The following is a 21,672-nucleotide window of genomic DNA, read 5'->3' as shown; positions in this document are numbered from 1 at the left end:
TCAGCCTGCGTCATAATTAAGTATTGTGTCCCCGTAATTAGGAGTTTATAATGAAAATATTATTTATTTCACCATGTCCTAAAGATGAACATCGTCACAAAAATTTGCATATACCTCAATTATCTTTGCCAGTACTGGCGGGATTAACTCCTCCAGAACATGAAATTGAAATAGTAGAGGAACCGTGGGATAAAATTAATTTTGACAAGAAATATGATTTGGTGGGCATAACAACCATGACGGCAACCGCTCCCAGAGCTTATGAAATATCAATAATGTTCAGGGAAAGGGGTATAAAGACCATTCTTGGAGGTATTCATCCCACAACTTTACCGGATGAATCCATAAAATATACTGATTCTGTTGTAATTGGAGAAGCAGAAAATATCTGGGATAGTGTTATAAAAGATGTACAGGAAAATAAGCTAAAAAAATTTTATAAAAGCGAATTTCCTCTTTTAAATAATTCCGTAATACCCAGAAGAGATTTAGTTAAAAGAAAAGCAGGGGTTATTAACCTCGTTCCAGTAGAGACAACTCGTGGATGTCCTTATAATTGTGATTTTTGTTCAGTAACAAAATTTTTTGGCCCACGTCCTCGGCATAAACCAATAAAAGAAGTAATTAAAGATATTTCCACCATTAAAGGGAAAAATCTTATGTTTTTAGACGACAACATTACAGGAAATAAACAATATGCAAGGGAACTTTTCAAAGAATTAAAATATATGGATAAAAAATGGGTAGGGCAATCAGCTATAAATATTGTAAAAGACAGGGAGTTATTAAAATTAGCTTCTGAGTCTGGTTGCTGTAGTTTCTTTATTGGTCTAGAATCTGTATCTACTAAAGAAATAAATCGTTATCACAAAAATCTAAAGAGTAAAGAAGAGATCAAAGAAGCTATAAAAATGTTTCTGGATGTAGGTATTTTAATTTATGTAAGTTTAATTTTTGGTTTTGATGGTGATGATCAATCTATTTTTGAAGAGACAGTTGAGTTTCTTATTGAATCTAGAGTGGCTTTCGCACAATTAGTTTTACTTACGCCCTACCCAGGGACAAAAATCTTTAATGATTTACAAAAGGAAGGTAGAATATTTAGCTACGATTGGAGTAAATATGATAATGTTAAACTTGTTTTTGAACCTTTAAGAATGACTGCTGACCAACTTTTGGGAGGTTTTCATTGGGCGAGACATAAATTTGATTCTTTTCCTTCAATAATAAAAAGATTCTGGGCTAATAAGCGTCACCCAATACTATACAGTTCATTAAATTTAGGGAGTCGTTATCATACCAAAAAGTCCCGGGGAAAGGCCCAGGGACACAATACTTAATTATTGAACCCGATGCTGGACTTTTGAAAATTTTGCCAAATCTTCCATATAACAATAGGCAAGCACGCCTGGACTATTGGATGTTGAGAAATTTTTTCAACAAACTTGAGGAAATAGTGGGAAGAATATTAAAAAGGGAAAAGGGGAGCGAGTAAGACAATTAAGTATTGTGTCCCCAGAATTATATGGCCATGACCCGCAGAAAGATTGAAAATATACTTAGGAAGCACAAGCAAGAACTGAAAAAAAGATTTAAATTGAAAGAGATAGGGATTTTTGGCTCATTTGTAAGAGATGAACAGAAAAAAAAGAGTGACATAGACATTCTTGTAGAGTTTGAGAAACCCATAGGTCTTTTTGAATTTATGGATCTAGAAGAGTACTTAATGAAAATATTGGGAGCAAAGGTTGATCTTGTCTCCAAAAAGGCATTAAAACCAAGAATCGGTAGACATATCTTACAGGAGGTCGTCTATATATGAAAAAGCGAGAGTATGGAGATTACATTCAGGACATTCTTGATTCTATAAATGACATTGAAAAATTTACTGAAGGTATGAATTTCAATAAATTTAAAAAAGATAAGAAAACGATTTATGCAGTGGTACGCGCCATTGAGATAATTGGAGAAGCAACAAAAAATATCCCAAAAAGAATTAGAGAAAAATATCCTGAAGTTCCTTGGAAAAAGATGGCGGGAATGAGGGACAGGCTGGTTCATGAGTATTTTGGAGTTGACCTGGAAATTCTCTGGGAGGTTGTTAAGAAAGATGTCTCTATGATTAAACCCCTTATCCAAAAGGTATTTGAGGATTTGGAAAAATGAGACAAAAAAGCACTGAAAAGGAAGATATGAGAGTGCCTTACAAACTACCCCACGGCTGGTGTTGGGTAAAGCTGGGAGAGGCTTCTGGAAAGGAAGGAGTAGCAGACTTCAGTCTGCGTGTTATACGAAAGAGCGGATGTCATAATTCTGAAGAATAATTAAGTATTGTGTCCCCAGAATTGAGAATTCGAGGTTAAAATGGAACAGAAAGAAATAATCAAAGAGAATCGCAGCAGACCAAAAGTATCGATTGTGAACAAGAGAATGTGGCTACTTGTCGCCCTCGGGTTTGTTATGCTTTGTATCTTAACGTGGCTAGATGAAATCCTGGATTTACCTTACCTTCTAACGGGAGGGATAAGAACTCCCTTTAACTGGCATGAGTCAATAGTGGAAATGGTCATAATCATTATTGTTGGGCTGTTCACGGTATCAGTAGTTATCCGTAACATTGCTGAGAACAAGAAGAAGGAGAAGTTATTGCAACGATATCACGAAGAGCTGGAAATCAAGATTAACGGACAAACGGCAGAGCTTTTGAGGGTAAATGAAAAATTAAGGACAGACATCACCCAGCGCAAAAAATCCGAGGAGTCGTTGAGGTATAGCGAAGAGAAATATCGCCATCTCATTGAAAATTTACAGGAAGGGATTTGGGTTATCGATAAAGATTCTTATACCACGTTTGTTAATCCTCGTATGACTGAGATGTTAGGATACACAACAGATGAAATGATAGGAAAACATCTATTTTCATTTATGGATAAACGTGGTGTAGAGATTGCTCAAAACTTTCTGAATCGACGTAAAGAGGGTGTCGAAGAACAACACGATTTTGAGTTCCTGAGAAAAGATGGAATACGTCTCTATGCCACTCTGGAAACAGCGCCAGTTTTTGATGGTAAGGGAAATTATTCCGGAGCGATTGCCGGCGTGATAGACATTTCCAGGCGCAAGCGGGCGGAAGACGCGTTAAAGCTCAGTGAAGAGCGTTATGCGCTTGCCCAGCGGGCTGCAAATATCGGTAGCTGGGATTGGGATATTCGAACCGGTAATCTGGAGTGGTCTGATACAATAGAGCCTATGTTTGGGTTTGGTCGGGGAGAATTCGGTGGAACTTATGAGGCATTTCTTGAATGTGTTCATCCTGAGGACCGACAGCACGTTGTCGACTCAGTAAATGCCTGCATAGAAAAGGGCAGGGACTATGATATCGAGCATCGTATTGTTTGGCCTGATGGCAGCACAGTCCGTTGGGTTTCAGAAACGGGCAATGTCATCCGTGACAAAAACAATAAGGCAATCCGTATGCTCGGAGTTGTCCGGGACATAACCGAACGCAAACACGCAGAGGAAGTTTTAAAAAGAGACAAAGAGACCTTTGAGAAGCTTATAAGCGAAAAAACTCACGAATTATTTAAAACGCAAGCGGAATTAGATAAGGCAAAGCGCCTCTCCGACCTCGGCATTCTTGCCGCAACTGTCGCCCACGAGCTGCGTAATCCATTAGGAGTTATCAAGATAGCCGCATATAATATAAGGAAAAAGAGAGAAAATTCCTTACTAGATAAACATCTTGACAATATAGAAAAGAAGGTATTGGAAAGCGGCCAGATTATAAATAATCTTTTAAATTATTCACGGATAAAAATACCCAGTTATGAAAAGATACAGATTTACGATATTCTAAATGAATGTATTACTTTTACGAAGAGAAGATTTCATAAGCAGAATGTTTCTATAGTCAAAAAATTTAAATCGAGAAAAAAGAAGCTTATTGAGGCAGACCCTTTGCAGATTAGAGAGATATTCAATAATATTTTAACTAATGCATACCAATCTGTCTCGAACAAAAAGGGAAAAATAGAAATATCGGCGAGGGATGATGGAAAGGGCTCCATTGAGATAAGCTTCAAGGATAACGGAATGGGAATAGGTAAAGAAGATTTGGAAAGAGTATTTGAACCTTTCTTTACCAGGAAATCAAAGGGGACAGGACTGGGGCTTACAATTTGTAATGAATTAGTCAATCTTCACAGTGGAAGAATAGACATTAAGAGTAAAAAAGGCAAAGGAACAAGTATAACCGTAAGTCTGCCAATCGAAAGAGAAACAAAATGAAAAAGAAAATCCTTATGCTTGATGATGATGAAGAACTGTGTGAAGAAATAGCAGAAATCCTGATAGATGAGGGCTACCGTGTAACTACGGCATTTGATGGCTTAAGAGGGAAAAGGCTCGTTGAAAAATATGATTACGATATTCTCATTCTGGATGTCAAGATGCCCGGTTTAAGTGGACTTGATATTTTAGAGAGCATAAAAGGACAAAATAAGAAGCTTAAAGTTATTATTTTAACTGGAAGACCTTTAAGCAAGAACTTGCAGGGAGAGCGAATCTATGGAGATAAAGAGGAAAACATTTTAAGGCTGGCTGATGGGATTATTATTAAACCCTTCGATATAGAAGTATTGCTTAACAAGATTAAAGAACTATCAGGTAAGGCCCCTGCTTAATAGCAACAGCTATTTCAGATTGTGGAACAGAAATTTGAAAAAAGTTAAAAAGTAAAGAGATAAAAATGGCAAAAAAGAAGATAATGGTTATTGACGATAATAAAGAGTTCTTAGAAGAACTTCAGGAGCTGTTGAATTTGACCGGGTATGATACTGTGGTCTTTAGCGATGGCACATCTGCCCTAAAGATGGTGTCTAAGATAAAACCGGATGTCATATTGCTTGACCTTAAGTTGGGAAAGAAAAGCGGGTTTCACGTTGCTTCTGAACTGAAACGCTTTCGCAAAACTGCAAATATTCCTATTATTGGTATGACTGGCTTCTATGTGGAAAAAGAACACGCTAAACTTATGAATACGGTGGGGGTCAAAACGTTTCTTATAAAACCTTTTGACTCATCGGAAGTAATTGCGAAAATAAAGGCGGTTTTAAGGTAAAATTCCGGGGAAAAATTCCAGGGACACAATACTTAATTATTGAACCCGATGCTGGACTTTTGAAAATTTTGCCAAATCTTCTATATAATAATAGGCAAACACGACTGGACTATTGGATGTTGAAAAACTTTTTCAACGAACTTGAGGAAATAACCGGAAAGGTATTAAAAAAGGGGAAACCAGTACCCAAGAAGAATAATTAAGTATTGTCTCCCCAGGAGCAAACATGAAAGAGAAAGTGATTTATATTACTGATTTGGATAAGAAACGATTAAAACAATTAATAAGAGAAGCCAGAACGTTTGGTAGTGAACATGAAATATATCTAGAGAAATTAGAAGGAGAGTTGAATCGAAGTAAGGTGGTTAAATCAAAGGAAATTCCTACAGATGTAATTACAATGAATTCCAAAGTTCGTCTCAAAGATTTAGATACTCGGGAAGAAATGATTTATTGGTTAGTCTTTCCTGACGATGCGAATCCTGACCAAAACAAAATTTCAATTCTAGCACCAATTGGAACCGCATTAATTGGATATCGAGTCGGAGATGTTATTGAATGGAAAGTTCCAGCAGGATTGAGAAAGTTGAAGGTTCTGGAAGTGCTTTATCAGCCTGAAGCCGCTGGAGATTATCATTTGTAGTCAAAAAAATCATGAAGAATTACAGACAGGTCTTTATAAGGAGTAGCTCCGATTCATCGGAGCGTTTGGAGTAGCAGACCTTGGTCTGCGTTTGAAAAGTAGTCGCAGACTTCAGTCTGCGTGTTATACGAAGGAGCAGATGCCATAGTTCCAAAGAAGAATAATTAAGTATTGTGTCCCCAGAACTTCAAAGTATTGTGTCCCCAGAACTTGCCCCAGAACTTGCTTGACAATTGACTACAAATTGTATATAATTGACTACAAGATGTATATGGAGGCAGTTTATGATAGATAAACTCTTTTCTTCAAAGGCAAGGGTTGAGATTTTAAAATTATTCCTGTTTAATCCCGGAGATAACTTTTATCAAAGAGAAATTTCTGCAATTACCCACCAGTCCATAAGAGGCGTTCAACGGGAGGTAGAGAAACTTCATAGTCTTGGTCTTATCGAAAAGACCACACGGGGCAATCGCGTCTATTATAAAGTAAACAGAAACTGTCCTATATTTGAAGAATTAAAGAATATCTTATTTAAGAGCGTAGGGATTGCCAAAGTTCTAAAAGATAATCTTGAGGGAAATGGAATTAAAGTCGCTTTTATCTATGGTTCTTATGCAAAGGGAGGGGAAAGCCTTTCCAGCGATATTGACTTAATGGTAATAGGAGATATCTCCTCAAGAGAACTTTCAACTATCCTTTCTAAGCCCAAGAGAGAATTAATGCGTGAAATTAACTATGCAGTATTTCCTATGCAGGAATTTATAAAGAGGCTAAAACAGAAAGACCATTTTCTTAAGGCAGTTTTAAAAGATAAGAAAATGTTCATTGTGGGAGATAATGATGCACTTAAAGCAATTATTGAATCAAGGAAAGTTAAGGCGGCATAAGACATCTAAAAAAGAAATCGGCAATTTGTTAGAACTCGTAAAGAGGGATATAAAAGACGCAAAAGTAAAGGGTCTTTCTGCGGATAGAAAGTTTGTTACTGCTTATAATGCTGTCTTACAATTAGCTACAATTCTCCTTTATTGCAAGGGATATAAGCCAGAAGGTGCAGGGCATCATTTTACTGTGTTTCAAGCAATGAAAGAAATAATGGGTAAAGATTATTATGATTTGGCAGATTATTTTGATTCCTGCAGGGCAAAGAGAAATATAACCGATTATGATTATGCTGGTGGAATTTCAGGGTTGGAAGCCGTAGAGTTGATTAAAGAGGCAGAAGGATTTTTAGAAATAATTCTTAATTGGCTTAAGAAAAATTATCCGAGAAAATAGGGACAGCGACCATTTAATTTAACAGAAGTAGGAAAAGAAGAGGGGGACAGGCTACTTTTTTACATTTATACTAAAATTAGTTTAGATAAGAAACAGAGGAAAATGACTTTTTTATTCAATAATCAAGACCTGCCCCCAAAATTAGAATCCGAACAAGAAAGAAAAATAGGTCGCTGTCCCTAGTTTTTTAGTTTTTCTAGTTTTTAATGGCTGCGTTATATACGGACTATGGAGAAGATAGCAGAGGCGTTGGTAACGTTAGGCCAGTAGAGAGGCTAAATGATTCAGATGTTAAATAATTCATTTCATTCAGAACCTGTTGAAAAAGTGCTGAAGAAATTATCTTCCGGGATAAGCGGACTTTCGCATAAAGAAGCAAAGACCCGCTTACAGGATTTTGGCCCTAACGAAATACCTGAGAAAAAAGCTAAACATCCTGTTCTGATTTTCCTTAAGCAATTTCATAGCATTCTAATTTATATCCTTATTGCCGCTGCTGCCATTTCATTTTTCATTGGCCATGCAGTTGATGTTTATGTAATTTTAGCTGTAATTCTAATTAATGCCATAATAGGCTTCATTCAAGAGAATAAGGCAGAGAGATCAATTCAGGCTTTAAAAAGGATGATTGTGCCTTATGCAAAGGTTTTCCGAGGAGGAAAATTACTGCAAGTACATGCGAAAGAATTAGTGCCCGGAGACATTATTTTCTTAGAAGAGGGCGACAGAATTCCTGCTGATGCAAGACTTCTTGAAGTGAAAAACACCAGGACAGTAGAGGCTTCTTTAACTGGCGAGTCACTTCCTATTGACAAAGACGTTAAAGTGCTGCCTGAAAAAACAGGTTTAGCTGACCGTAAGAATATGGTATGGATGGGGACATTTGTTGCCGGCGGACAGGCTAAGGCTGTTGTGGTATCTACGGGTATTAAAACAGCCATTGGTAAAGTAGCTACTAGTATAGAAAAGATAAAAAAAGTCAAGGGTCATTTTGAAAAGAAGACAGCTATTCTGGCAAGACAAATGGGTATTATTGCGGTTGTCTGTGCATTTATAGTATTCCTGGTCGGTTTTTTTGTTAGAGGGTTTGAATTCTCTGAAATTTTTCTTTTTACAATAGCTTCTCTTGTTGCTGGAATTCCGGAAGGATTGCCCGCAGTACTGATAATAGTACTTGCTATTGGTGCCTACAGGATGGCAAAAAAAAATGCTATTGTTAGAACATTGCCGGCAACTGAAACTCTTGGGGTAGCAACAGTTATTGCAACCGACAAGACAGGAACATTAACGCAAAACACCATGAATGTTGAGAAGATAATTTTGCCGGGTGAAGATGAAATCACTGTTTCAGGAGAAGGCTGGAAGCCTTCAGGGGATTTTTCTCAAAAAGATAACATCATTGCTCCATTAGAAAATTCTCGTTTATCAAAACTTTTACATATCGCTTGTGTTTGTAATAATGCAAGGATAGTAAAAGAAGAGGACGAAAAATATAAAATTATTGGTGACCCCACAGAGGCTGCTTTGGTTGCTCTTGCAGAAAAGGCTGGATTAAAGAAAGAAGAGTTGCTGGAAAAAGAGAAAAGAATAGATGATTTACCATTTAATCCAGAATTGAAATATAGAGCATCGCTTTCAGTACTTGTGGAAGAAGATAGGAAGAAAGAAATTTATGTTATCGGAGCTCCCGAGGCTGTTCTTGCCCATTCCTCTTTTATTCTTTGGGAAAAAGGAGAGAAGAAGATAACTCAAGAAGAGAGACAGGAAATTCTAGCCGGAATACAAGGTTTGGCAAAGAAAGCAATGAGAGTTCTTGGCTTAGCTTACAAGATAACTCCTGTCAGTACAGATAACCTGTCAGAAGATTTGGTCAATGATCTTGTTTTGGTTGGCGTTGTTGGTATGCTGGATCCTCCAAGGCCCCAAGTAAAGGAGGCAATTGCTAAAGCCAGGAAAGCAGGTATTAGAGTTATTATGAAGACAGGAGACCATAAGGACACAGCTGTTGCCGTCGCTAAAGAGATAGGGATGATTGGCGAAAAGACAAAAAGTAAGCGTCCGGAGGTTCTTACTGAACAAGAATTGCTAAATCTTTCAGAAGAAGAGTTTGAAGAAACAATAAAACATATTTCTATTTTTGCTAGGTTAACTCCTGGTATGAAATTAAGAATTGTTGAGACTTTACAGAAACAAGGCCATATTGTTGCCATGACAGGGGACGGGGTTAATGATGCACCTGCACTTAAAAGAGCGGATATCGGAGTTGCCATGGGTATAATTGGTACTGATGTAGCAAGGGAATCAAGCGCAATTGTGCTTGCTGATGATAATTTTTCTTCTATTGTGAATGCAATAGAAGAAGGAAGAACTGTTTTTACGAATACAAGACAGGCAAGTTCTTTTCTAATCACTACTAATTTTGCAGAAAGTATAAGTATTATAACTACAATGCTTCTTGGCCTTCCATTGCCATTGCTACCTACTCAGTTGTTATGGCTCAATTTGGTTACTGATGGGGTTAGCGATGTTGCCTTAGCTGCTGAACCAAGTCATGAGGACGTTTTGGAAGAACCTCCACGAAAGGCAAAAGAAAATATTTTATCAAAAGAAATCATCCCTTTCATTCTCATCATGGCCGGTATTATGGTTATTTTTACATTAATTATTTTTAATGCCTATTTGCCAAGCGGAATAGAAAAGGCAAGGACAGGGGCATTTACTGTTATGGCATTCACTCAATTATTTAATGTTTTAAATATGCGTTCACTTAAAAGATCTATTTTCAAGATAGGTCTTTTTAGCAATAATTTTATAGTCGCATCTCTTATAGCTTCTGTTTTTCTGTTAGCCATGGTACTTTATGTCCCATTTTTCCAAGGCGTATTTCAATTTGTGCCCTTAGGTTTATTAGAAATACTCATTATAATCATTTTTTCGTCTTCGGTATTATGGTTAGGCGAGTTGTACAAATATTTGAGACCACGGGCAAAAATAAGGAGAATGCTTAAATGGAGAGAAGTCTAAAAAGAGAACTTACTCTTTTAGATGTTTTCTGTGTAGCGACAGGGGCAATGATGAGTTCGGGCTTGTTTATTTTGCCCGGATTAGCTTATGCTAAAGCGGGGCCTGCGGTTATTCTATCTTACATAATAGCGGGTGTGTTTTGTATCCCTACGGTTTTGAGTATGGCAGAATTGACTACAGCGATGCCCAAGGCCGGCGGAGATTATTTCTATATCATGAGAGGATTTGGTCCGCTATTGGGAACAATAGCTGGTTTTAGTACCTGGTTTTCTTTGAGCCTGAAAGGGGCCTTTGCTTTGTTGGGTATGGGTGCGTATTTAACGATAATGACTCATATTCCAATACATATCGTTGCACTCATTTGTTGTTTATTTTTTATAATCTTGAATTTAATAGGAGTAAAAGAAGCTGGAAGATTTCAGGTGTGGTTAGTTGTTGGCCTATTAGGTATACTTATCAGCTATGTTGTCTGGGGTATGAGAGCTGTCGATTTCGGACATTTTTCGCCATTCTTTTCTAAAGGGCTGAATTCTTTGCTTGCGACAGCAAGCTTTGTCTTTATTTCCTATGGGGGATTGACTAAAGTAGTGGCTTTAGCTGAGGAAGTAAAAAATCCAGGCAGGAATTTACCTCTAGGCATGATACTTTCTCTTATTGTAACCTCTATTTTTTATGCTTTGGTTATCTTTGTAACTATAGGGGTTTTAAGTCCCGAGAACCTAAAAGGTACTCTTACTCCGATCTCAGACGGGGCAGGAGCCTTTGGTGGAAATGTTTTAAAAATTATTATAAGTATAGGCGCATTTTTGGCCTTTATTTCTACTGCTAACGCAGGGATTATGACTGCTTCAAGATACCCTTTGAGTATGAGCAGGGACAAGCTTTTACCCGCCGTTTTTCAAAAAATAAGCTCCCAATTCAAAACCCCTCATATCGCTATTTTCTTTACCGGCGCTTTTATGGTTTTGGCTATTTATTTTTTAAAGCTGGAATTACTGGTCAAAGTTGCCTCCACTGTGTTGATTTTACTTTATATATTCGCCAACCTGACCCTTATCTTATTCAGAGAAAGCAAGCTTCTAAGCTACAGGCCAAAATTCTATGCACCCTTTTATCCTTATATGCAGATTTTAGGGGTATTAGGAGGAATTTTTCTTTTAATAGAAATGGGCTCGTTTATTATTTTTCTGACTACTATTTTTCTTCTTTTGGGAGTTGTCTGGTACAAAGTATATGCGCAAAAAAGAGCAGCTCAAAACACAGCTCTCATATATGTTTTAGAAAGATTGGTTGCTAGGGATAAAGAATTAGTCTCAGACAGTCTTCTAACGGAGTTAAAAGAGATAGTTATCCAGCGAGAAGGGATTCTGGGCGATAAATTCCAGAGACTTATTGAAGAAGGGAGGGTTTTAGATATAGATTCCCCTTTAAAAATGGAAGTTTTTTTTAAAGAAGTTTCAGTCATGCTAAGTAGGGATCTAAATGTAAATTCTGAAGAATTATTCAAGAAATTTGTTAAAAGAGAGACGGAATCAAGCACAGTAATTGGAAAAGGGTTAGCTATTCCACATATCTTTGTCGGAGCGAAAAATATTGCTAAAGTCATTTTGGTTAGAGCAAAAACGGGGATTATTTTCCCTAATGATCAGTTAGTTCATATTGCGTTTATTCTTGTCGGTTCTTCTGGCGAACGTGTTTTACATCTAAAAATTTTAGCTGCTATTGCTCAAATTGTTCAGAATCCTGAATTTGAGAAGAAGTGGCTTGAGGCAAAAGGCGAAGAAGAGTTAAAACATGTTATTCTTTTGGCTGAGAGAAAAAAAGGTTAAAAATGCTTAAATAATTATCTAATTTGGTTAAGCTTATCAGGGTGGAATTGATGAACGAGTGAGACAATTTGTAAAGAACAAACCAAGGTTCAACCGAAGGTACGGATGTAGATTTTTTTTGGCATATTTTTGTAAGTTTTTGATTCTTTTGACATTGCAGTTTCTTTTCTGTTTCTGAAAACAAGAAATTAAAGGGGGCAAAAAGAAAAAAAGAAATTCTTTTTTGGGCCAAAGCCCCGCCGATGGCGGGGGCGATTTTGATGTTTTTGCGTTCCCGAATGAAGAAATTCAGTGTAGATATTCTTCGGGACCGCTGCATCAACTCCCTAGTTGCTGCTAAAAAGCAGCCGGAAAGGAAAATACCCCACCAACCCGAAATAGGCAAAGCCTGTTTCCCCCCGTAAAATTTCGCTTGACATCTATCACTTTTAGTGATAATATTATCACCAAAAGTGATAATGGAGGTTAAAAATGCAAGATAAAATAGTAAAGCTATTCTATGATGACGTATATGCGCAATTTACAATAAACGAGTTAGCTACAAAAACAAACATTTCTTACAGTTATGTGTACAGACAAGTTGAAGAATTGAAAGATAAAGAGATTTTAATTATTGAACAGCGTTCAAACCGTAAATATTGTAGGCCTAACTATAAAAATCCAGAGGTAAAAACAAGCTTTGTTAAAATATCAAATCAGATAGCTGAAGATTTTCTAAAGAAAAGAGACAAGATTTTTTTTGTAGTTGAAAAGCTTCTTTCGGAGTTACCTAAAAAGACAGATTTTAACTTACTTTCTGTCGTTCTATTTGGATCTTTGGCTAAAGGGACCGACTTTAAAAAAAGTGATATCGACCTTTTTATCCTTGTCCCTTCAAAAAAGAAATATGATGAAATTATTGATATGGAATGTGTCGCCTTGTCAAAAGGTTTTGGTGTCGAAATAAACCCTTTGGTTTCTGAGCCAACAAATTTATTAGCAATGTTAAAAGATAAGGAGCATAATGTAGCCAAGGAGATCTTAAAAAATAAAATAATATTGTTTGGTGCAGAGAAATTTTGGGAACTGATATTGGAGGTAATAAAATGAGTGATTTGAAGAAAGAAATGCTAAAAATAAAAGTAAAAGGTTATTTTGATAATGGCGATTTAAAAGTAGACCCTACGATTACAGCACTAGTAAAATATCATGTTGATAAAGCAAGGCATAATATTGAGACAGGTTCTTTGCTTATGGAGGTTTCGGAAGATAAAGAGAGCAAGAAAAGACTAAAAGTAAGTGCCGATTATATCGGACATGATTGGACTATAAGCTGTGGATATTATGCAATGTTTCATGCGGCAACAGCTGCGTTGGCCGCAATAGGGATAAAAGCCCAAAGCCATGAAAGCCTTATCGAGGGTTTAGAATATCATTTTGTTTTCAAAGGAAAAGCTATAGAATCAGAGGACATCAAGAAGATAAAATCTGCAAAAAGGCTTGATGAGAAATATGTTAATAGAATGTGGGCCACGAAATCCAAAAGAAATACAGCACAGTATAAGGCCGATGCAGTTATTGCGCAAAAAGATGCTGAAAAGGTTTATAAAAATGCAATAGATTTTGTTGATACGATAGAAAGTTTAATAAAGGGATTAAAATAAGTCTAATAAATTCGGGGGACACAATACTCAATTATTGACTGGATGCGGGGAAAGGGGTTCAAGTGAGATAATTAAGTATTGTGTCCCCGGAATTTCCCCGGAATTTGACATATGACAAATCAAAACGATAATAAGAAAAATAAAAGTTTAAAATTTTCGTTTTCCGACGGGATATTTGCCAGTGGAATGACTGGCTTTACCCAGGAATATCTCACTCCATTTTTACTCTTGTTAGGCGCCACAGCAAAACATATAGGAATGCTGAGCGCTCTTCCTAATTTCTTTGCATCTCTGATACAGGTTAAAAGTGCTGACCTTACCGAGCGCCTGAAGTCGCGGAAGAAGACTATCAACATCTTTGTTTTACTTCATGCGCTTATGTTATTGCCAATGGCAATTATGGCTTTGTCAGGTGGAGGGAAACCAGTTACTTTTATAGTATATGTAGTTCTGTTTACATCATTTGGAGCACTTGCCACCCCTGCATGGGGAAGCCTAATGTCAGACCTGGTGGATGAAAACAAGAGAGGAACATATTTTGGCTGGAGGAACAGGACACTGGGGTTCATAACAGTCGCCGCAGCCTTAATAGCTGGATTCATTCTTCAGAAGATGAAAGGAGTTAACATATTTTATGGCTTTACGCTTATTTTTGGTCTTGCGTTCATATTCAGGATGATGTCCTGGTATTTTTTAACAAGAATGTATGAACCACCTTTGAACCACGGGAAAGAAAATCAATTTACTTTATTTGATTTCCTGGCTCGAATAAAAGAGAGCAATTTTGCAAAATTTGTTCTGTTCGTATCTATGATGAATTTCTCTGTTAATTTGGCAGCTCCATTTTTTGCAGTACTAATGCTTAAGGATTTACATTTTAGTTACATTCTTTATATCATTATCACCATTGCTGCAACTCTTACGGTTTACATTATGATTAGACGGTGGGGCAGACATGCAGACAGAATTGGCAACCTGAAAATTATTAAATTTACATCCCCCTTAATTGGAGTAATTCCATTAATGTGGATTTTTAACCGTAACCCGGCATTCCTGATTTTCGCTCAAGTATTCTCTGGATTTTTATGGGCAGGATTTAACCTTTGTACAACCAATTTTATCTACGATGCAGTAACTCCTGAAAAACGAACCCGCTGCATATCGTATTTTAATGTACTCAATGGATTAGCGCTCGCTGGTGGCGCACTTCTTGGCGGATTTTTATTGCAGAGACTACCGCCTCTTTTTGGGTACAAAATCTTAACGCTTTTCTTAATATCTTCCACGTTAAGAATTATGGTTGGTATTTTTATGCCACTGAAATTGAGAGAAGTGAGACCTGTCGAAGAAACCAAGAGTAATCAGCTCTTTTTCAGTATGATTGGCATAAAACCGCTCCTGGGAATTGAAAGAAAGACAATTAGATATTAAGGTCAAAAATCGCAGAATATGGGTAAGAATGATATCAGGAATTTGACATTGGAAGAACTTAAAAAAACAGTTGTGGAGATGCACGAAGCACGCTATAGAGCCAACCAGATATTCTCCTGGCTTTATCGAAGAGGCGTCCACGATTTTCACGAAATGGACAATATACCAGTGACGCTTAGAGATAAACTTGGCGAGAACTATTACATAAGCGCTCTTGAGCTTTCCCAGCATCTTAAGTCAACTGACGGTACTGAAAAATTTCTTTTTAAACTCGCGGACGGAAATTTCATAGAAAGCGTCCTTATTTATGCAAAAAATAGAAAAACAATATGCCTTTCTACTCAGGTTGGCTGTAAATTTGCTTGCTCCTTCTGTGCCAGCGGGTTTATAGGCTTTATAAGAAATCTTACGCCAGCAGAAATTACAAACCAGATACTGTTTTTGCAACACAATCTTAAGCACAAGATAACGAATTATGTGCTTATGGGTATGGGAGAGCCCCTGGACAACTACGAGAATGTTTGCAAAGCTATTATGATAATGAACGACCCGGAAGGAATGGCCATAGGAGCAAGAAGGATTACTATTTCCACATGTGGAATAATCCCGGGAATGAAGAAACTCCAGGATTTGAGCCTCCAGGTGAATCTATCTGTGTCCCTCCACGCTACAAACAATAACCTGAGAGATGCGCTTATGCCGATTAATAAACGGTATCCATTAGAAAAACTTATTAAGGCGTGCCAGGACCTGATAGATGCTACGGGAAGAATGATTACCATTGAATATATTTTAATAAAGGATAAGAACGATTCTCTGGAAGATGCAGATAAGCTTGCGGCAATAGCGAAAAAATTGAAAGCAAAGGTGAATCTGGTACCCTATAGCGCAATTCCCACCTTGAACTTTCAGTCCACAGGAAGAAAAGAGACGAATATATTTATGAATAAACTTATTAAGAGAGGAGTAAATGCAACTCTCAGAGAATCAAAGGGGAAAGATATACAGGCTGCCTGCGGGCAGTTAGCAGGCAGGGCAAAAGAATGAATTACAAACTTATAATTTTTGATATTGACGGTACGATAGCCAAACACATAAGCTCCTGGAGATATATCCATGAAAAACTCGGATTGTGGCATAAGCAGGCATATCGCTATCAGGAGAAGTTTCTTGCCGGAAAGATAAGTTACAGAAAATTCTGTGAATTTGACGCGGCTCACTGGAAGGGATTACCGGAAAAAAAGATAAGAGAAATTTTCAAAAAAGTCCCCTATGCCAAAAACGCAGCGCAGTACATAAGGAGGCTCAAAAAAATGGGTTTCAAACTGGCTGCTATCTCTACAGGTCTTCAGTATATAGCCGACAGAATAAAGAAAGAGCTAAAATTTGATTACGTCTTATCCAATAAATTGATTTCCACAAAAGGTATTCTTACGGGAAAGGTCAAAATAAATATAACCCACGGAGCAAAAGGGAGAATTCTGAGAAAAATAGTGAAGAAGTTCCGGGTAGAACCAGAGGAAGTGATCTGCGTGGGCGATAGCCACGGAGATATATCCCTGGCGAGACGCTCAGGCTACTCCCTCGCTTTTAACTCATCGGATGAATCTTTCTCGAAAATTGTGGATTATAATTGTAAGACAAATGACTTCAAAGAAGTCTACAATAAAATAGTATCTATCTCCGAAGAAAAAAAGTAGAGCAAGTAGTAACTTTAGGTGACAAAGCTATTGAAGCTGGAAGAGGAAACCACAAGTCACCAGGGTCGTTGACAAGCCAGGAATAATGAGGCTTTCTTCCACAGACATACCCCTGGTAAAGAAAAGGAAAAAGATAGGTTGGCTAAAGAAATATACGATATTGCCGTCATTGGTGGAGGTCCAGCGGGGATTATGGGGGCAATTCGGGCTGGACAGCTTAAGAAAAATGTGGTTTTAATAGAGAGAAATGACTGTCTCGGTAGAAAAATCATCCTCAGCGGAAAGGGAAGGTGTAATGTTACGAATATCGCGCCGATAGAAAAATTTGTGGAGAAGTTTGGCGAAACGGGTCAGTTCTTGAAACCAGCACTTTATAGTTTTTTCAATCAGGATTTGATAGATTTTTTTGAATCAAAAGGCCTCAGGCTGAAGATAGAAAGGCAGGCCCGCGTGTTCCCAGTCACGGACAATGCCCAATCTATTGTAGAAGTTTTAAAAAGGTCTCTTAGAGAAGGTAATGTTTCAGTACTCTACAATATGCGGTTAGTGGATTTAGAAAAAAAGGACAGCTTATTCCTATTGCACCTGGAAGGCAATAAGAGGGTGAGTGCCAGAAAAGTCATATTGGCAACAGGGGGAGCTTCCTATAAGGTAACAGGTTCTACCGGCGACGGTTTTCGTCTCGCCAAAAAATTTGGACATACTATCGCCGCTTTAAAACCAGGTCTCGTGCCTTTAAAAACAAAAGAATTATGGGTAAAGGAGCTACAGGGACTTACATTGAAAAACATCCGCATTACCTTTGAATATGGCAAGAAGAAGACACGTTCTGCTGTAGGCGAACTTTTGTTTACCCATTTTGGAGTCTCTGGACCGCTGATACTCGATTTAAGCAAGGAAATCGTCTCCGTCCTCGAAAAGCATAAAGAAGTCCGTCTCCTTATCGACCTCAAGCCAGGATTGAGACCCGAACAGATTGAAAAGAGATTACTAAATGAGTTCAATGCCAGGGGAAAAAGCCAGATAAAGAATATTATGAAAGGTCTTTTACCCCAGAGATTAATTCCTGTATTCATTCGTCTATCAGACATAGAGCCGGAAAATAGAGGAAATCAGATTACCCAGAAAGAAAGACCACGGATAATAGATTTATTGAAAGCCTTACCTTTAACCATTATTGGCTCCTTACGTCTGGAAGAGGCAATGGTCACTGATGGTGGCGTCTCCACAAAAGAGATAAATCCCCGGACAATGGAATCAAAAATTGTTCCCGGCTTATATTTTGCCGGCGAAATCATAGACGGTTCCGCCCCTAGTGGCGGATATAATCTCCAGAAGGCTTTTTCCACCGGCTACCTCGCCGGCGAAAAAGCAGGCTCTCTTAAATAGAAAGATTACAGTTCGGATAGCCGAAAGGTAAAGGATATGAATGAAGAAGTAATCAAGGTTAAGAATTTATCAAGGGATTTCGGTAATTTTCGGGCAGTGGACAATATCTCATTTGCAGTGAAAGCTACCGAGATTTTTGGTTTCTTAGGGCCAAATGGCGCGGGAAAAACAACAACTATAAATATTCTCTGCACCCTCCTTCTGCCTACCAGCGGAGAGGCAATTGTAAATGGATTTAATGTAGTAACTTCTCCCGATGAGGTAAGAAAGTCTATTGGCATCATTTTTCAGGACCCCAGTCTGGATGAACGGCTTACTGCTTACGAAAACCTAAATTTTCATGGGATGATTTACCATATACCCCGAAAGACAAGAAAAGAGCGCATCAAGGAAGTTCTGGATATGGTGGGGCTCTATTCCAAGAAAGATTCTATTGTCCGCACATTTTCAGGCGGAATGAGAAGAAGGCTGGAAATTGCTCGGGGCCTTATGCATCATCCTAAGATTCTATTCCTGGATGAACCAACCATTGGCTTAGACCCGCAAACAAGACAGTATATCTGGGATTACCTGTTAAACCTATCAAAGGAAGAAGGAATAACCATGTTTCTCACCACGCACTATATGGACGAGGCAGAAATCTGCCAGCGTGTAGCAATTATTGATTATGGCAAAATCATCGCTCTCGACAGCCCCCGTCAATTAAAAAATGAGTTCAGCTTGAGTAGTTTGAATGAGGTATTTTTAAGACTTACTAACCATGGTATCCGCGAGGAAGAAGCCAGTTTCAAAGAACATTTGGGTCATATTGTGCGCTCAAGGAAATTGAGGTAACCCCTATGGATTTCGATGCTATACGAATGATTTGGTTGAGAGACCTTATCCGCCATTTCCGGGATAGAATAAGATTGTTAGGGTCTATTTCCCGACCGATACTCTGGCTTTTGATTATGGGCACAGGTTTAAGGGCTGTTTTTAATGTGCACGGGATATCTTATACTCATTTTATTTTTCCGGGAATTATTGCAATGAATCTTATCTTTGCGGCAATGCAGTCAACCATAAGCATTATCTGGGACAGGGAATTTGGGTTTTTAAGAGAAATTCTCGTTGCCCCGATACCGCGCACTTCCATTGTGCTCGGCAAGACCTTAAGTGGCTCAACAGTCGCTTTTATCGAGGGACTTTTTGTTTTAGCCTTCGCGCCGTTTATCAAAATAAGCATCCCTTTACCCCATCTTTTCTTACTTCTACCTTTGATGTTTTTCGTCGCCTTTGTTTGTACCAGCCTTGGTATTGTTATTGCCGCAAGGATGACTTCTTTTGAGGGCTTTGGCGTAATCTCCAACTTTGTAATTATGCCTATGTTCTTCTTAAGTGGTGCAATATTTCCCATTGATAATCTCCCCTTTTTGATAAATATTGCTGTCCGTTTGAATCCTTTAACATATGGGGTAGACTTCTTAAGAAGATTTATTTTAGGGATAAAAGTTTTTCCGCTTTACATGGATTTTCTGTATCTTACCACTTTTGCTCTGGTAATGTTAAGTATCGCAGTCTTTGAGTTCAATAAGAGGACCTAAATTCGGGGACACAATACTTAATTATTGACCGGCTGCAGGGAAAGGGGTTCAAGTAAGATAATTAAGTATTGTGTTCCCAGAACTCATTTGACATGAAAGGGTATAAATTATATAATGTATATCGTTTAATCAATTCTTAATATTTGAGAATTAAAAAAATGAAAAACAATAACAAAATGAACCTTGGGTATAGAAGCCTTTCTAAAGATGAACTCTATTTAATCTCTCGGGCTGAGTTTGAGAAACGAAAGCTCATCACAAAAGAATTTACCCAAAAGCTTTTTGGAAATTTTAAAAAAGCGGCTAATATTTTAGATAAACTTACAAGAAAAGGACGTCTTATTCAACTCCAAAGAGGCAAATATATTGTTGTACCTATAAAAGCACCTAATCAGCTATGGACACCCAATGAATTTGTTACCGCTAAATTGTGGATGGTGGATGTGCCTTATTATATTGGGTATTTCACTATGTATAACTATTGGGGTTTTACAGAACAGATTCCCCAAACAATATTTGTATTAAATACTAAGAGATCATGTACAAAGATAATAGGTAATGTGAGATATAAAGCGGTTAAAATAAATAAGAGAAAGTATTATGGTATTAAAAGAATAAGAATAGATGAAGAGGCTGTGTGTATAAGTGATAAAGAACGAACCCTTGTAGATTTTATATACAATCCTATAGGGTCATTTGAGAATGTGAAGAAGGTGTTGGCGGCTAATTTAAAGCAAATCAATATTGATAAATTTATAAAATATCTTATTTCTTTTCCAGTAATTTCCGTTAGAAAAAGAGCCGGGTATATTTTAGAAAAATTGAATCGTAACATACCACAACTAAAAAAACTAAAAGAGACAATAGGCAATGAAAAGACGTTTGTTGCATTGAACCCAGCAAATTCTTCTCGGAAAGGGAAAATTAATAAAGATTGGAGAATCATTGTTAACGAATAGGGAAAAGCTCAAAAGTTTAATTCCTGTGCTGGCAAGAAAACATAATTTCAGACCAGCAATTGTAGAGAAAGATTATTATCTTAACAATATATTTTTGAAATTTCGCACCCTTCTCTTATTACAGGAAAAGAAGAGAATATAAAGATTGAAATCTCACTAAGGCAAATGCCTATGGATAAGCCTGTTTATAATGTGATTAAACATTTTTATAAGGACCCTTTTACAGGCGAAGATTTAATCCCTAGAAATAAAATACTATCCCTTTCTCTAAATGAAACAGTTGCAGAGAAACTTAAGGCTGCAATCACAAGGAAAGATTTAGCAATCCGTGATTATTATGATTTATGGTGTATAGCAGAAACTAAGTTTGATTTTCATAACAAACGATTTCTTACTATATTTAAAAAGAAACTTGAAGAGGAAGGTTATAATGGTGATTATAGACATAACTTTGGTTTGGATAAAGATGCGGTTAAGTTACTGCAACACCAAGTAGCAACAGATTTAATACCTGTCATCCGTTTAGGGGAACGTTTCCAACTCAATAAGGTTTTTGAACGGTTTAATAAATTGTGGGGCACAATAGTTAATTGTTGACCCGATGGGGAAAAAAGGGGTTCAAGTAAGATAATTAAGTATTGTGTTCCCAGAAAATAAAACAAAAGGGGTGCTAAGAAATGGAAAAGAGAAAACCCTTCACGGCAAAAGAAGCAAAGGAAATTGGAGAAAAGTTAGGGATTAAGTGGGACAAATTCGATGTGGAGCAGTTTCGCGCGGGATTAGATGTAGAACTGGAGCACGGAACCCGTGACCCAAAAACAAATGTTACCAACGACAATGCCTTGATGACCGGCAAAATCACCCTCGCGCACCTCAACGAATTTCCTGATTATTACACCAGGCTTGAGAAGATGGAAAAAGAAGCCGAAGACTTCTGGGAAAACGAGTAAAAATAAAAGAACAATTAAGCATTGTGTCCCCAGAACTTGTTTGACAATTGACTACAAATTGTATATAATTGACTACAAGATGTATATGGAGGTAGTTTATGATAGATAAACTCTTTTCTTCAAA

Annotated in this window: 25 protein-coding genes; 24 read left to right on the top strand and 1 reads right to left on the bottom strand. The window is 37.5% G+C overall.

Annotation, left to right across the window (positions count from 1 at the left end):
- Positions 1-50: 50 nt before the first annotated feature.
- From VMW39_01225 to VMW39_01170, 12 genes are all read left to right on the top strand, one after another.
- Positions 51-1,340, top strand: coding sequence for a radical SAM protein (locus VMW39_01225; GenBank protein ID HUW22642.1), 1,290 nt, complete (start codon positions 51-53; stop codon positions 1,338-1,340).
- Positions 1,341-1,525: 185 nt separating this feature from the next.
- Complete coding sequence (locus tag VMW39_01220) at positions 1,526-1,822, top strand: nucleotidyltransferase family protein (protein HUW22641.1); 297 nt, start codon at positions 1,526-1,528, stop codon at positions 1,820-1,822.
- A complete protein-coding gene (locus VMW39_01215; GenBank protein HUW22640.1) occupies positions 1,819-2,166 on the top strand; it encodes a DUF86 domain-containing protein in 348 nt (115 codons plus the stop codon). Before VMW39_01220 ends, VMW39_01215 begins: the two co-directional genes overlap by 4 nt.
- The gene (locus VMW39_01210) at positions 2,163-2,324 is read left to right on the top strand and encodes a hypothetical protein (protein ID HUW22639.1); all 162 of its coding nucleotides are present in this window, start codon (positions 2,163-2,165) and stop codon (positions 2,322-2,324) included. The genes VMW39_01215 and VMW39_01210 overlap by 4 nt, the downstream gene beginning before the upstream one ends.
- Positions 2,325-2,364: 40 nt before the next feature.
- The gene (locus VMW39_01205) at positions 2,365-4,287 is read left to right on the top strand and encodes a PAS domain S-box protein (protein ID HUW22638.1); all 1,923 of its coding nucleotides are present in this window, start codon (positions 2,365-2,367) and stop codon (positions 4,285-4,287) included.
- Entirely contained in the window at positions 4,284-4,682 is a 399-nt protein-coding gene (locus VMW39_01200) for a response regulator (GenBank protein HUW22637.1), read from the top strand. The genes VMW39_01205 and VMW39_01200 overlap by 4 nt, the downstream gene beginning before the upstream one ends.
- Before the next feature lie 65 nt (positions 4,683-4,747).
- The gene (locus VMW39_01195) at positions 4,748-5,119 is read left to right on the top strand and encodes a response regulator (GenBank protein HUW22636.1); all 372 of its coding nucleotides are present in this window, start codon (positions 4,748-4,750) and stop codon (positions 5,117-5,119) included.
- 226 nt (positions 5,120-5,345) lie between these two features.
- Positions 5,346-5,762 (top strand): nucleoside diphosphate kinase regulator, encoded by a 417-nt coding sequence (gene rnk / locus VMW39_01190; protein ID HUW22635.1) that lies wholly within the window; start codon positions 5,346-5,348, stop codon positions 5,760-5,762.
- A 284-nt stretch (positions 5,763-6,046) separates the two neighbouring features.
- Positions 6,047-6,649 carry a nucleotidyltransferase domain-containing protein gene (locus VMW39_01185; protein HUW22634.1) on the top strand — a complete coding sequence of 201 codons (603 nt, stop codon included), beginning with the start codon at positions 6,047-6,049 and terminating at the stop codon, positions 6,647-6,649.
- A complete protein-coding gene (locus tag VMW39_01180) occupies positions 6,600-7,040 on the top strand; it encodes a hypothetical protein (GenBank protein HUW22633.1) in 441 nt (146 codons plus the stop codon). The genes VMW39_01185 and VMW39_01180 overlap by 50 nt, the downstream gene beginning before the upstream one ends.
- Positions 7,041-7,319: 279 nt before the next feature.
- Complete coding sequence (locus VMW39_01175; protein HUW22632.1) at positions 7,320-10,064, top strand: HAD-IC family P-type ATPase; 2,745 nt, start codon at positions 7,320-7,322, stop codon at positions 10,062-10,064.
- Positions 10,049-11,893 (top strand): amino acid permease, encoded by a 1,845-nt coding sequence (locus tag VMW39_01170; protein HUW22631.1) that lies wholly within the window; start codon positions 10,049-10,051, stop codon positions 11,891-11,893. The genes VMW39_01175 and VMW39_01170 overlap by 16 nt, the downstream gene beginning before the upstream one ends.
- Here VMW39_01170 and VMW39_01165 read toward each other — a convergent pair.
- A complete protein-coding gene (locus tag VMW39_01165) occupies positions 11,862-12,278 on the bottom strand; it encodes a hypothetical protein (GenBank protein HUW22630.1) in 417 nt (138 codons plus the stop codon). The genes VMW39_01170 and VMW39_01165 overlap by 32 nt on opposite strands.
- Positions 12,279-12,364: 86 nt before the next feature.
- Between VMW39_01165 and VMW39_01160 the strand changes: the two genes are divergently transcribed.
- The 12 genes from VMW39_01160 (at position 12,365) to VMW39_01105 (ending at position 21,548) form a co-directional block, all read left to right on the top strand.
- The gene (locus VMW39_01160; protein HUW22629.1) at positions 12,365-12,982 is read left to right on the top strand and encodes a nucleotidyltransferase domain-containing protein; all 618 of its coding nucleotides are present in this window, start codon (positions 12,365-12,367) and stop codon (positions 12,980-12,982) included.
- Positions 12,979-13,536 carry a HEPN domain-containing protein gene (locus VMW39_01155; GenBank protein ID HUW22628.1) on the top strand — a complete coding sequence of 186 codons (558 nt, stop codon included), beginning with the start codon at positions 12,979-12,981 and terminating at the stop codon, positions 13,534-13,536. Before VMW39_01160 ends, VMW39_01155 begins: the two co-directional genes overlap by 4 nt.
- 111 nt (positions 13,537-13,647) lie before the next feature.
- A complete protein-coding gene (locus VMW39_01150; protein HUW22627.1) occupies positions 13,648-14,967 on the top strand; it encodes an MFS transporter in 1,320 nt (439 codons plus the stop codon).
- Positions 14,968-14,985: 18 nt separating this feature from the next.
- Positions 14,986-16,014, top strand: coding sequence for a 23S rRNA (adenine(2503)-C(2))-methyltransferase RlmN (rlmN, locus tag VMW39_01145; protein ID HUW22626.1), 1,029 nt, complete (start codon positions 14,986-14,988; stop codon positions 16,012-16,014).
- The gene (locus VMW39_01140; protein HUW22625.1) at positions 16,011-16,667 is read left to right on the top strand and encodes an HAD-IB family phosphatase; all 657 of its coding nucleotides are present in this window, start codon (positions 16,011-16,013) and stop codon (positions 16,665-16,667) included. The genes rlmN and VMW39_01140 overlap by 4 nt, the downstream gene beginning before the upstream one ends.
- Before the next feature lie 138 nt (positions 16,668-16,805).
- Positions 16,806-18,056 carry an NAD(P)/FAD-dependent oxidoreductase gene (locus tag VMW39_01135; protein HUW22624.1) on the top strand — a complete coding sequence of 417 codons (1,251 nt, stop codon included), beginning with the start codon at positions 16,806-16,808 and terminating at the stop codon, positions 18,054-18,056.
- Positions 18,057-18,092: 36 nt separating this feature from the next.
- Positions 18,093-18,890 (top strand): ATP-binding cassette domain-containing protein, encoded by a 798-nt coding sequence (locus tag VMW39_01130; GenBank protein ID HUW22623.1) that lies wholly within the window; start codon positions 18,093-18,095, stop codon positions 18,888-18,890.
- Positions 18,891-18,895: 5 nt separating this feature from the next.
- Positions 18,896-19,639: an ABC transporter permease gene (locus VMW39_01125; protein HUW22622.1), complete on the top strand. Its 744-nt coding sequence runs from the start codon at positions 18,896-18,898 to the stop codon at positions 19,637-19,639.
- Positions 19,640-19,797: 158 nt separating this feature from the next.
- On the top strand, positions 19,798-20,598 hold the full coding sequence (locus VMW39_01120) for a type IV toxin-antitoxin system AbiEi family antitoxin (protein ID HUW22621.1): 801 nt from the start codon (positions 19,798-19,800) through the stop codon (positions 20,596-20,598).
- Positions 20,585-20,740, top strand: a complete 156-nt coding sequence (locus VMW39_01115) for a hypothetical protein (protein HUW22620.1) — start codon at positions 20,585-20,587, stop codon at positions 20,738-20,740. The genes VMW39_01120 and VMW39_01115 overlap by 14 nt, the downstream gene beginning before the upstream one ends.
- 29 nt (positions 20,741-20,769) lie before the next feature.
- Positions 20,770-21,195 carry a nucleotidyl transferase AbiEii/AbiGii toxin family protein gene (locus tag VMW39_01110; GenBank protein HUW22619.1) on the top strand — a complete coding sequence of 142 codons (426 nt, stop codon included), beginning with the start codon at positions 20,770-20,772 and terminating at the stop codon, positions 21,193-21,195.
- 80 nt (positions 21,196-21,275) lie between these two features.
- A complete protein-coding gene (locus tag VMW39_01105; protein ID HUW22618.1) occupies positions 21,276-21,548 on the top strand; it encodes a DUF5661 family protein in 273 nt (90 codons plus the stop codon).
- The last annotated feature ends 124 nt before the right edge of the window (positions 21,549-21,672 follow it).

It is taken from the genome of bacterium, assembly GCA_035530055.1.
Classification (GTDB): Bacteria; UBA6262; WVXT01; order WVXT01; family WVXT01; genus WVXT01.
This window is presented reverse-complemented; position numbering and strand designations above follow the sequence as displayed.

Bases quoted from the DNA above. Each gene is read 5' to 3' on its own strand.
- VMW39_01185 (HUW22634.1), top strand. From the start codon at position 6,047: ATGATAGATAAACTCTTTTCTTCAAAGGCAAGGGTTGAGATTTTAAAA.
- rlmN (HUW22626.1), top strand. From the start codon at position 14,986: ATGGGTAAGAATGATATCAGGAATTTGACATTGGAAGAACTTAAAAAA.
- VMW39_01175 (HUW22632.1), top strand. From the start codon at position 7,320: ATGATTCAGATGTTAAATAATTCATTTCATTCAGAACCTGTTGAAAAA.
- VMW39_01110 (HUW22619.1), top strand. From the start codon at position 20,770: ATGGATAAGCCTGTTTATAATGTGATTAAACATTTTTATAAGGACCCT.
- VMW39_01180 (HUW22633.1), top strand. From the start codon at position 6,600: ATGATGCACTTAAAGCAATTATTGAATCAAGGAAAGTTAAGGCGGCAT.
- VMW39_01210 (HUW22639.1), top strand. From the start codon at position 2,163: ATGAGACAAAAAAGCACTGAAAAGGAAGATATGAGAGTGCCTTACAAA.
- VMW39_01130 (HUW22623.1), top strand. From the start codon at position 18,093: ATGAATGAAGAAGTAATCAAGGTTAAGAATTTATCAAGGGATTTCGGT.
- VMW39_01160 (HUW22629.1), top strand. From the start codon at position 12,365: ATGCAAGATAAAATAGTAAAGCTATTCTATGATGACGTATATGCGCAA.
- VMW39_01195 (HUW22636.1), top strand. From the start codon at position 4,748: ATGGCAAAAAAGAAGATAATGGTTATTGACGATAATAAAGAGTTCTTA.
- VMW39_01125 (HUW22622.1), top strand. From the start codon at position 18,896: ATGGATTTCGATGCTATACGAATGATTTGGTTGAGAGACCTTATCCGC.
- rnk (HUW22635.1), top strand. From the start codon at position 5,346: ATGAAAGAGAAAGTGATTTATATTACTGATTTGGATAAGAAACGATTA.
- VMW39_01220 (HUW22641.1), top strand. From the start codon at position 1,526: ATGGCCATGACCCGCAGAAAGATTGAAAATATACTTAGGAAGCACAAG.
- VMW39_01170 (HUW22631.1), top strand. From the start codon at position 10,049: ATGGAGAGAAGTCTAAAAAGAGAACTTACTCTTTTAGATGTTTTCTGT.
- VMW39_01155 (HUW22628.1), top strand. From the start codon at position 12,979: ATGAGTGATTTGAAGAAAGAAATGCTAAAAATAAAAGTAAAAGGTTAT.
- VMW39_01215 (HUW22640.1), top strand. From the start codon at position 1,819: ATGAAAAAGCGAGAGTATGGAGATTACATTCAGGACATTCTTGATTCT.
- VMW39_01120 (HUW22621.1), top strand. From the start codon at position 19,798: ATGAAAAACAATAACAAAATGAACCTTGGGTATAGAAGCCTTTCTAAA.
- VMW39_01105 (HUW22618.1), top strand. From the start codon at position 21,276: ATGGAAAAGAGAAAACCCTTCACGGCAAAAGAAGCAAAGGAAATTGGA.
- VMW39_01205 (HUW22638.1), top strand. From the start codon at position 2,365: ATGGAACAGAAAGAAATAATCAAAGAGAATCGCAGCAGACCAAAAGTA.
- VMW39_01140 (HUW22625.1), top strand. From the start codon at position 16,011: ATGAATTACAAACTTATAATTTTTGATATTGACGGTACGATAGCCAAA.
- VMW39_01200 (HUW22637.1), top strand. From the start codon at position 4,284: ATGAAAAAGAAAATCCTTATGCTTGATGATGATGAAGAACTGTGTGAA.
- VMW39_01225 (HUW22642.1), top strand. From the start codon at position 51: ATGAAAATATTATTTATTTCACCATGTCCTAAAGATGAACATCGTCAC.
- VMW39_01150 (HUW22627.1), top strand. From the start codon at position 13,648: ATGACAAATCAAAACGATAATAAGAAAAATAAAAGTTTAAAATTTTCG.